Genomic DNA, 9,299 nt, shown 5'->3' on the forward strand with positions numbered 1-9,299 from the left:
CACTGTGCGTGTCGGTCGATTTCGAGACGCTGCCCGAGGTGCTCGCGATCGCCGAGGCGCATGACAATGTCTATGCGTCGGTCGGCGTGCATCCCGATCACGAGGACGCGCACGATCCGACGCTCGCCGAGCTGGTCGAGATGGCCGCGCACCCGAAGGTCGTCGCGATCGGCGAGACCGGACTCGACTACTACCGCCTCGAAGGCCGTTCGATCGCCGACATGGAATGGCAGCGCGAACGCTTCCGCACGCATATCCGCGCGGCGCACGCGACCGGCAAGCCGCTGATCGTGCATACGCGGGCGTCGTCGGAGGATACGCTGCGGATCATGGCCGAGGAGCGCGCGGACGTGCCGGGCGGCGTGATGCACTGCTTCACCGAGCCGTGGGCGGTCGCCGAGCAGGCGCTCGCGCAGAATTTCCATATCTCGCTGTCGGGCATCGTGACGTTCAAGAGCGCCGCCGACGTGCAGGACGTCGCGCGCCGCGTGCCGCTCGACCGGCTGCTGATCGAGACCGACTCGCCGTATCTCGCGCCGGTGCCGTATCGCGGCAAGCCGAATGAACCTGCGTACGTCAGCCATGTCGGACGCTTTATCGCGTCCGAGCGCGGCATCGCCGTCGAAGCGCTCGCCGACGCGACGACCCAGAATTTTTTCAGGCTGTTCAGGATTGCCCGCTGACGGCGGCGCGACGCAGCCGACCAAACCGAGGAAGGAGCCCACAACAATGACGAAGCCGATCCATCATCTGTCGAAACGCGCGCCGGCGGCCGCACTCATCGCCGCTGCATTCGTGGCAGGTGGACTGTTCGCCTCTGCCGGGGCGCGCGCGGAGTCGCTCGATGCGATCGTCAAGGCGGTCAAGTTTGACGACATCGCCGATATCGGCAAGCAGCTGAAGAACGGTCTCGATCCGAACACGACCGATTCCACCGGCGATCCGCTGCTCGTGATCGCCGCGCGCGAAAAGTCCGACAAGGTCGCCGCGGCGCTGGCCTCCGCGCCGAACGTCGATCTCGAGAAGGAAGACAAGGCGGGCGAGAACGCGCTGATGCTCGCGTCGCTGAACGGCGACACGGGCCTCGTGAAGCTGCTGATCGACAAGGGCGCCGAGGTCAACAAGAAGGGTTGGGCGCCGTTGCACTACGCGGCCACCAGCGGCCAGGATGCGGTCGTCAAGGTGCTGCTCGACCATTCGGCCTACATCGACACCGAGTCGCCGAACGGCACGACGCCGCTGATGATGGCGGCGCGCGGCAATCACCCGTCGACGGTCAACCTCCTGCTCGACGAGGGTGCCGATCCTCAGGTGAAGAACCAGCTCGGCCTGACGGCGCTCCAGTTCGCGAAGCGCTACAAGGCGCCGGACGCGGTCGACATCCTGAGCAAGCGCACCGTGCGTGTCGGCGCGTCGGCGCCGGCGGGCGCACAAAAAAGTGCAAAATGACGGTTTTGGGGGCGGCCGGACGCGTACCGGCGCCGGCGTGGCGCCGGCCGCTCCGGTAATTGCAGCAGGCGGTCTCGGGCCGCATTGATATAAGGAACACCATGTTGCGGGCTATGTTTTGTGCCGCGGCGTTCGCCGTGCCGCTGACTGCGGCAGCCTTCACGGGCGGCGATCTCGATCGGCTGTGCGCGAAGACGGACGTGAAGTCGAGGGCGTCGTGCGCGGCCTACATCGAGGGCGCTGCCGACGGCGTCTACAACACCATCGATGCGATCGGCGGCACCACGGGGCCGCGCGTCGGCCAGTATTTCTGCCTGCCGGCCGACATCCGGGCGCAGCAGATGACCGATGCGGTGCGCAAGTACATCGCGGAAAATCCGAAGCTGGCCGACTACAACGCGAGCACCGCAGTATCGCTCGGTCTCGGCAAAGCGTTCCCATGCAGGAACAATTACTGACCTGACGCCGTATCCGGGCGCATACCGCGTCCGGGCGCGATCGATACGTCCAGGACAACGACGTGCATGCGATCGCAAGCGTGCCATGTCCCCCCAACCGGCGTTGACGACTGCGACCGAAGCATGGCGGCATCTTTTGCGCAGCGAGAGCGGAGCGGCTTCCGACGCTTCCATGATCCCGGCTGCCGAGCGGTCGGAGTGCGGGCTGCGCGATCCGGCGCCATGAAGCAGGCCATCTCGTTGAAGCGCGTTGGCGGCCGCCGCGCCGGCACGCGAATGTATCCTGCCTGTAACACCCCCCATAAAATGCAAGCGGGCGGGTGCCGTGCGCCCGGATCGCTAATAATGGAACATTCGTGCCGGTGCAGAGCCGGTTGCCAGGAGACGAGGATCATGAGAATTGCCCAGATCGCCCCGCTGACCGAGTCGGTGCCGCCGAAGCTGTATGGTGGGACGGAGCGCGTCGTGTCGTACCTGACAGAGGCGCTCGTCGACCTCGGCCACGACGTGACCTTGTTCGCGAGCGGCGATTCGACGACGCGCGCGACACTCGAGCCGGTGTGGCCGCGTGCGTTGCGGCTCGACGCGTCGATCCGCGACCGGATTGCGCCGCACATGCTGCTGATGGAAACGGTCGCACGTCGCGCGAACGACTTCGACGTCCTCCATTTCCACATGGACTATTACTCGTTTTCGGTCTTCAATCGCCAGGAAACGCCGTACATGACGACGCTGCACGGCCGCCTCGACCTGCCGGAGCAGCAGCCCGTGTTCGACACGTTCAGCACCGCGCCGGTGATCTCGATCTCGAACGCGCAGCGTCAGCCGCTGCCGCAGGCGAAATGGCTGACGACCGTCTATCACGGACTGCCCGAGACGCTTTATACGCCACAGCCGGTCGAGCCGCGCTATCTGGCGTTCATCGGCCGTATCTCGCCGGAAAAGCGCGTCGATACGGCAATCCGCATCGCGCAGCAATGCGGATTGCCAATCAAGATCGCCGCGAAGATCGATGCAGCCGACCAGGAGTATTTCGAACGCGAGATCAAGCCGCTGTTCGCCCTGCCGCACGTCGAGTACATCGGCGAGATCGCCGATCATCAGAAGGCGGAATTCCTGTCGGGCGCGCATGCGCTGCTGTTTCCGATCGACTGGCCGGAGCCGTTCGGCCTCGTGATGATCGAGGCGATGGCGTGCGGGACGCCGGTGATCGCGTTCAACCGCGGCTCCGTGTCGGAAGTGCTGGACGAAGGGATCTCGGGCTTCATCGTCGAGGACGAGATCAGCGCGGTCGCGGCCGTCAACCGGCTGCACCTGCTGCCGCGTGCGCGCGTGAGGCAGCGTTTCGAGGAGCGCTTCACGTCGCGACGCATGGCGCAGCAGTATGTCGAGGTCTACCAGTCGCTGATCCGCGCGCGCAAGCGCTCGCGTTTCAAGGTGATCGATTCGACGACCTGAACGGTCGCACAAAAAAACGGCGATGTCCTTGCGGGCATCGCCGTTTTCGCATGCGTCGCGCGTGCGGCGCGACGGACATGCGTCAGATGTTCAGTTTCGAGACCTTCGTGCCGTTGATCGACACGTCGCCCATCAGGCCTGCGTTCGTCAGGACGACAACCTGGACCGGCGCGGTGGCCGTCGTGGTGTCGATCGCGCCGTTCGCGCCGACCTTCACGAGCGCGACCGATGCGCCGGCGCCGGCAGCCCAGCCGTCGGACTTGCGGAATTCGTCGAGTGCCTCCTGCGTCATGAACAGGAACACGATCGCCTTCGATTGCGCGCCGGCCTGCAGGCCGACCGACAGCGACGACGTGTTGTAGTAGCCGATCGTGCTGCCGCCGACGCGCAGCGCGCCGTTGCCGGTCTGGCCGCCCACGATGAAGCCGGCCTGGATCACATCCGGGAACACCAGCACGCCGCGCGACTTCGCGACGAGTTCACGCGAACCCTTGACCGTGGAATACAGGCGCGACAGCGTTGCGTCGACGCTCGCGTCGATTGCCTGACGCTTCGACGCGTTGGTCGATGCGGTGTTGGGCTTGTCCGGGGTCGTGGTGCAACCGGTGAGCGCGAGGCTTCCGACCACGAGTGCTGCGGCGACTTTGAGCACGAGATTCCGTTTTTGCATCGTTCTTCTCCATCGGGTGTAGTTCAGAGTGAGTCTCGCTCAATGAGCGGGTCACGACGGAAGTTATATCACAGCGGATTACAAATCCTTTTCATGCGTCGGTGAAAAAGCGTCAAATCGGGCGGCGGTGTCGCGACATGCCAACGCGAGTGCCGGTGTGTTGCCATCGATGAAAAGCGCTCCTGTTGTGCGGGAAGAATCGGGGAATCTTGCATTCCGCGCCATCATGCGCGGCATTTCAATGCGGGACGGGCGGCTTGATCGGCGGCCGTCGCAGCGCACGACGGAGCAGGGCGATGACGATGCCGCACGCGAACAGGAATGCGGCGGGCACGACCCAGTAGGCGACGAACGCATTCCACAGGTAGCGCGCGAGAATGTTGCGGCGCAACGCATATTCGTCGCGTGCCGCCTGCTGACGAGCGACCTGGGCGGCCAGGACGTCGGCAGGACAGCCGGCTGTGCGCGCTTCGTCGGGGTCGCCGTGGCAGCGTGCGGCGGCGCCGGCGGCGCGCTGCGCATCGGAGAATTGCCACGTGGTCAGCGCAAGGCGGAGATCGGCTCGGTTGTACGCCATCTCCTCGCGAATCTCGCGCACGGCGACGATCGCGACGGGCACGGCCCATACGGCGATCACGATCAGCCAGCGGCGGAACCAGCGGTGTTGTCGCCATGCCATCGAAACCTCCGTTTGACGCGGCATGCGCGTCTGTCTCGAGGGCGGCCCGATGGCGCTTCTGGTACTGGAATGGGCCGCATTGCAGCCATCATAGAAGAAAATGCGACAAAACGCCGCACCTCGCGCGCGATGCACGCGCGCCGCAAACAAAAATGCCGCGCACCGTCTGAACGGTGCGCGGCATGGATTCGGGAGCGTCGGGGATCAGGCGCCGGCCTGGGTGCTCAGGCAGCTCTTCATGAACGCCTTGCGCTCGTCGCCTTTCTTGTCGCCGGCGTCCTTGTTGCAGGCCTTCATCTTGTCCTGCTGCGACATCTTCTTTGCGGGCTTCGCCGACAGGCAGTCCTTCATGAATGCCTTGCGTTCGTCGCCCGTCTTGCCGGCGGCCTGGGTGTTACAGGCCTTCATCTTGTCCTGCTGGCTGTTCTGCGCGAAAACAGGGGAAGCCAACATGCCGCCGACGAGCAGTGCGGCTACGAGCGATTGGATCTTCATTTGACACTCCCAGTGGGTGAGTTGCGTTTTATTGAGGTTGTTTCGGAGTGAAACGCCAGGCGTTGACGCTAGGCGTGCCGGGCTCCGATTATCGCCAGTCAATGTGAAAACAACAAAACAGCATGTTGTATAACGCGCTGTTCGTGCCAGGCGTTGACCGCCTCGGCGTCGAAAACGCGCGATGACGATCAGGGCAAACCATGACGCGACGGGTGATTTAGGCGATGTCGCGCGAATTGCGCGTGCGTTGTTGCCAATTGCCGATCGCAAGCCATTACAATCGCGCGCATGACTACTTCGAACACTGCGCCCATTTCGTCGCCGACGATGCCGCGCATCGCCGTCCTCGCGACGGGCGGCACCATCGCCGGCGCCGCGCCCGATGCGGCCAGCACGGCCGGTTATCAGGCCGGCGCCCTCGGCGTCAATTTCCTGCTCGATGCGGTGCCGTCGCTCGCGTCGGTCGCACGCATCGACGCCGAGCAGATCGCCAGCATCGACAGCAAGGATCTCGCGCTGCCGCTGTGGAAGACGCTCGCCGCGCGCATCGATGCGCTGCAGGCCGACGAGACGATCGACGGCATCGTGATTACGCACGGCACCGATACGCTCGAGGAAACCGCCTACGCCCTGCACCTGACCGCGAAGGGCGACAAGCCGGTCGTGCTGACTGCCGCCATGCGGCCGGCGACCGCGCTGTCGTCCGACGGTCCGCTCAACCTGCTCAATGCCGTGACGGTCGCCGCGGATCCGGCGGCGCGCGGGCAGGGCGTGCTGGTTGCGTTCAACAACAAGATCCATGCCGCGCGCGACGTCGTGAAGACGAGCACGTACGCGGTCGACGCATTCCAGTCACCGGATCTGGGCGTGCTTGGCTGGGTCCAGGACGGACGCGTCGAGTTCGCGCGCCGCGCCACGCGTCCGCGCGATGCGCAACTGGCCATTCACAGCGCATGGCCGTCGGTCGAAATCGTCGCCAGCTACGCGGGCGTGACCCGCACGGCCGTCGATGCGCTGGTCGCGGCCGGCGTGCGCGGACTCGTCGTCGCGGGCACCGGCAACGGCTCGATTCATGCGACGCTGCAGGCCGCGCTGGCCGATGCGGTGAAGCAGGGCGTCGTCGTGGTGCGTGCATCGCGCGTCGGGTCGGGGCACGTGATGAAGAACGGCGCGGCGAACGACGATCTGCTCGGCTTTGTCAGCGCGGGATCGCTCAATCCGTTCAAGGCGCGTGTGCTGCTGATGCTCGCGCTCGCGAACGGCATCGGCGAACGCGATGCATTGCAGCGCGTGTTCGACACGTATTGAGGCCGCACGCCGCGTCCGGCCTATGAAATACACAACCCCACGCTTGTCGGAGCGTGGGGTTCGTCGGCGGTGTGCGGCAGGCCTCGGCCTGCCGCTCGCGCATTCGGCGCTGCGTGGCGCTCAGGACAGCGGCGGAATCACGAGCTTCTGGCCCGGATAGATACGGTCGGGGCTCGACAGCATCGGGCGGTTCGCCTCGAAGATCACGTTGTACCGGTTCGCATCGCCGTATTGCGACAGCGAAATCGCGGACAGCGTGTCGCCGCTGCGTACTTCGTAAAACGTCGCTTCCGGCGCCGGATTGTCGACGTCGAGCGCATCGTCGTTGACGGCTGCGACGCCCTGCACGTTGCCCGATGCGACCTTGACCTTGTCCTTGGTCGGCTGGTCGCTGACGCTGCCCGACAGTGTCACGGTGCGCGATGCGCCGTCGAACGCGACGGTCAGGTTCGACGTGTCGAGACCTTGTGCGCTGATGTATTGCTTGATGGCTTCGGCCGCGGCCTGGTTCGCGGCATTCGGATCGGTGGCCGCTTGCGCGTCGGCGTGGCCCAGCAGTTTTTCACCCGCCTCTTTGATAAACGAAAGAAGACCCATCGCTTCACTCCCTTAGGTGGTTGAAAAGAAAACGCGCCATGCAGTGCTGAAAAAAACACCGCGCAGCACGTGAACGCGCGCGCGGCATGTTTCTCGAAAGGCGTGGCAAGAGTGTAGGCGTTCATGGCGACAATTGCATGGGGAATCGCGCTCGTGAACGTAAAGGAATGTAAGCGGCAAAATCCGACAGACGGACACCCGACGACGACGTCTGACCGACCAAGGCTTCCCCGGCGTCGCCGGGTGCCGCTGCGGACCCCGCTTCACCGCTCTCAGCCCGGAGCGGCGTTTTTGCCCCGGCGCACACGCGATGGCGATGCACGGCGGAGCGCCCCACAAGGATGCGCGGCAACCCGCGCATCGTGCGACCCTGAACCACGGATTGCCTGATCGTTTTTGACGGGCATGCGCGCCGGACGCGGCGGCGTGCGATTCGGTCAGGCAGTCCTGGCGTCGGCTGCCGATTGATCGAGCGAGAAGTTCGACATGATCTCAAGCGCGCGCACGAGCGCCGAGTGATCCCATGCCTTGCCGCCGTGCGCCACGCAGGCGCTGAACAACTGCTGCGCGCTCGCGGTATGCGGCAGCGCGAGGCCGAGCCTGCGTGCGCCGTCGAGCGCGAGGTTCAGGTCCTTCTGGTGCAGTTCGATGCGAAAGCCCGGATTGAACGATCGCTTCGTCATGCGTTCGCCGTGCACTTCGAGAATCCGCGATGCCGCAAAGCCGCCCATCAGCGCCTGGCGCACGCGTTCCGGATCGGCGCCCGAGCGCGCGGCGAACAGCAATGCTTCGGCGACCGCCTCGATGTTCAGCGCGACGATGATCTGGTTCGCGACCTTGCAGGTCTGGCCCGCGCCGTTGTCGCCGACCAGCGTGATGTTCCTGCCCATCAGGTCGAACAGCGGCTTCGCGCGCTCGAACGCCTTTTGCGGGCCGCCGACCATGATCGTCAGCGTCGCGTCGCGTGCGCCGACTTCGCCGCCGGACACCGGCGCGTCGAGATAATCGCAGCCGAGCGCGTTGATCTGCTTCGCAAACGCCTGCGTGTCGAGCGGGGAGATCGAGCTCATGTCGATCACGAGCTTGCCGGCCGTGAGCCCCTTGGCGACGCCGTCGTCGGCGAACAGCACGTTATGGACGTCGGGCGTATCGGGCACCATCGCGATGATGATGTCGGCGGCCTGCGCGACTTCGGTGGAGTTCGCGACGACCTTCGCCGCCGCGCGCAGGTCGTCCGGCACCGCGTACGCGCCGTTGACGACGAGCCGATGATCGCCCTTGAGCAGGTTGCGCGCCATATGCGCGCCCATGATGCCGAGGCCGATGAAACCGATGGTTGCCATGCTGGATAGCTCCTTTGATGATCGGAGTGGATGCTTGGACGCAGAGGTCGGCACGCTGCGCGTGCGGCGGCCCCATGTTGCTCACGCGGATCCCGTCGAATCGGGCGGGATGCGGCGAAAGCGGATGGCGGGACGCCGCTCAGGCGGCGCGCCGCGCCGATCCCGGCAGACAGCCGGCAAGGTCGTGCAGCCAGCCGAGCCCTGCCGCCGTGGTGGTGCGAGGCTTGTATTCGCAGCCGATGTAGCCGTCGTATCCGAGCCTGTCGAGCAGCGCGAACAGGAATACGTAATGGATTTCGCCCGTGCCCGGCTCGTGGCGGCCCGGGTTGTCCGCGAGCTGGATATGGCCGATCTTCGCGAGATGGCGCTCGATCGTCGCGGCCAGTTCGCCTTCCATGCGCTGCATGTGATAGACGTCGTATTGCAGGAACAGGTTGTCCGAACCGGTCGCGCGGATCACGTCGAGCGCGTCGGACGAGCGGGTCAGCGCGAAGCCCGGGATGTCGAACGCATTGCAGGGCTCGACGAGCAGACGGATGCCTTCGCGCGCCAGCGCATCGGCGGCGAAGCGCAGGTTGTCGACGATCGTGACGAAGGTCTTGTCCCGTGCGGTGCTTGCCGGCGGAATGCCGACCAGGCAGTTCAGTTGCGGCACCTTCAACGCCTTCGCGTACTCGATCGCGAGGCCGACGCCATCCTGGAACTCGCCGATCCGGTCGGGCAGGCACGCAATGCCGCGCTCGCCCTGATCCCAGTTGCCGGCGGGCAGGTTGTGCAACACGAGGCGCAAGCGATGCGCGTCGAGCTGCTCGGCCAGCGCCTCCTTGGCAAACGGATACGGG

The 9,299-nt window shown here is 65.4% G+C and carries 11 protein-coding genes; 5 read left to right on the top strand and 6 right to left on the bottom strand.

The features are described 5' to 3' along the window. From KH616_RS16415 to KH616_RS16430, 4 genes are all read left to right on the top strand, one after another. A partial coding sequence (locus KH616_RS16415) for a TatD family hydrolase (protein WP_292248179.1) occupies positions 1-683 on the top strand: 683 nt, incomplete at its 5' end. A gap of 46 nt (positions 684-729) precedes the next feature. Next, positions 730-1,449 (top strand): ankyrin repeat domain-containing protein, encoded by a 720-nt coding sequence (locus KH616_RS16420; RefSeq protein ID WP_292248181.1) that lies wholly within the window; start codon positions 730-732, stop codon positions 1,447-1,449. A 101-nt stretch (positions 1,450-1,550) separates the two neighbouring features. Continuing rightward, complete coding sequence (locus KH616_RS16425; protein WP_292248182.1) at positions 1,551-1,907, top strand: Rap1a/Tai family immunity protein; 357 nt, start codon at positions 1,551-1,553, stop codon at positions 1,905-1,907. A 393-nt stretch (positions 1,908-2,300) separates the two neighbouring features. Continuing rightward, positions 2,301-3,365, top strand: coding sequence for a glycosyltransferase family 4 protein (locus KH616_RS16430; RefSeq protein WP_292248185.1), 1,065 nt, complete (start codon positions 2,301-2,303; stop codon positions 3,363-3,365). A gap of 82 nt (positions 3,366-3,447) precedes the next feature. On the opposite strand, the gene KH616_RS16435 is transcribed toward KH616_RS16430, so the two are convergent. The 3 genes from KH616_RS16435 to KH616_RS16445 form a co-directional block, all read right to left on the bottom strand. Continuing rightward, a complete protein-coding gene (locus KH616_RS16435; RefSeq protein ID WP_292248188.1) occupies positions 3,448-4,035 on the bottom strand; it encodes a YSC84-related protein in 588 nt (195 codons plus the stop codon). 238 nt (positions 4,036-4,273) lie between these two features. Continuing rightward, positions 4,274-4,714: a hypothetical protein gene (locus KH616_RS16440; protein ID WP_292248191.1), complete on the bottom strand. Its 441-nt coding sequence runs from the start codon at positions 4,712-4,714 to the stop codon at positions 4,274-4,276. 204 nt (positions 4,715-4,918) lie between these two features. Further along, a complete protein-coding gene (locus KH616_RS16445) occupies positions 4,919-5,209 on the bottom strand; it encodes a PsiF family protein (RefSeq protein WP_292248193.1) in 291 nt (96 codons plus the stop codon). Positions 5,210-5,497: 288 nt separating this feature from the next. Here KH616_RS16445 and KH616_RS16450 point away from each other — a divergent pair, with 288 nt between their 5' ends. Continuing rightward, on the top strand, positions 5,498-6,517 hold the full coding sequence (locus tag KH616_RS16450; RefSeq protein ID WP_292248196.1) for an asparaginase: 1,020 nt from the start codon (positions 5,498-5,500) through the stop codon (positions 6,515-6,517). Positions 6,518-6,637: 120 nt separating this feature from the next. Here KH616_RS16450 and lysM read toward each other — a convergent pair whose 3' ends face one another. The 3 genes from lysM to KH616_RS16465 all read right to left on the bottom strand — a co-directional run. After that, on the bottom strand, positions 6,638-7,114 hold the full coding sequence (gene lysM / locus KH616_RS16455) for a peptidoglycan-binding protein LysM (RefSeq protein WP_292248199.1): 477 nt from the start codon (positions 7,112-7,114) through the stop codon (positions 6,638-6,640). 437 nt (positions 7,115-7,551) lie between these two features. Further along, positions 7,552-8,511, bottom strand: coding sequence for a 2-hydroxy-3-oxopropionate reductase (locus KH616_RS16460; RefSeq protein ID WP_292248202.1), 960 nt, complete (start codon positions 8,509-8,511; stop codon positions 7,552-7,554). Positions 8,512-8,596: 85 nt separating this feature from the next. Beyond that, a partial coding sequence (locus tag KH616_RS16465) for a TIM barrel protein (RefSeq protein WP_292248205.1) occupies positions 8,597-9,299 on the bottom strand: 703 nt, incomplete at its 5' end.

It is taken from the genome of Burkholderia sp. (assembly GCF_018375725.1).
Lineage (GTDB): Bacteria > Pseudomonadota > Gammaproteobacteria > Burkholderiales > Burkholderiaceae > Burkholderia.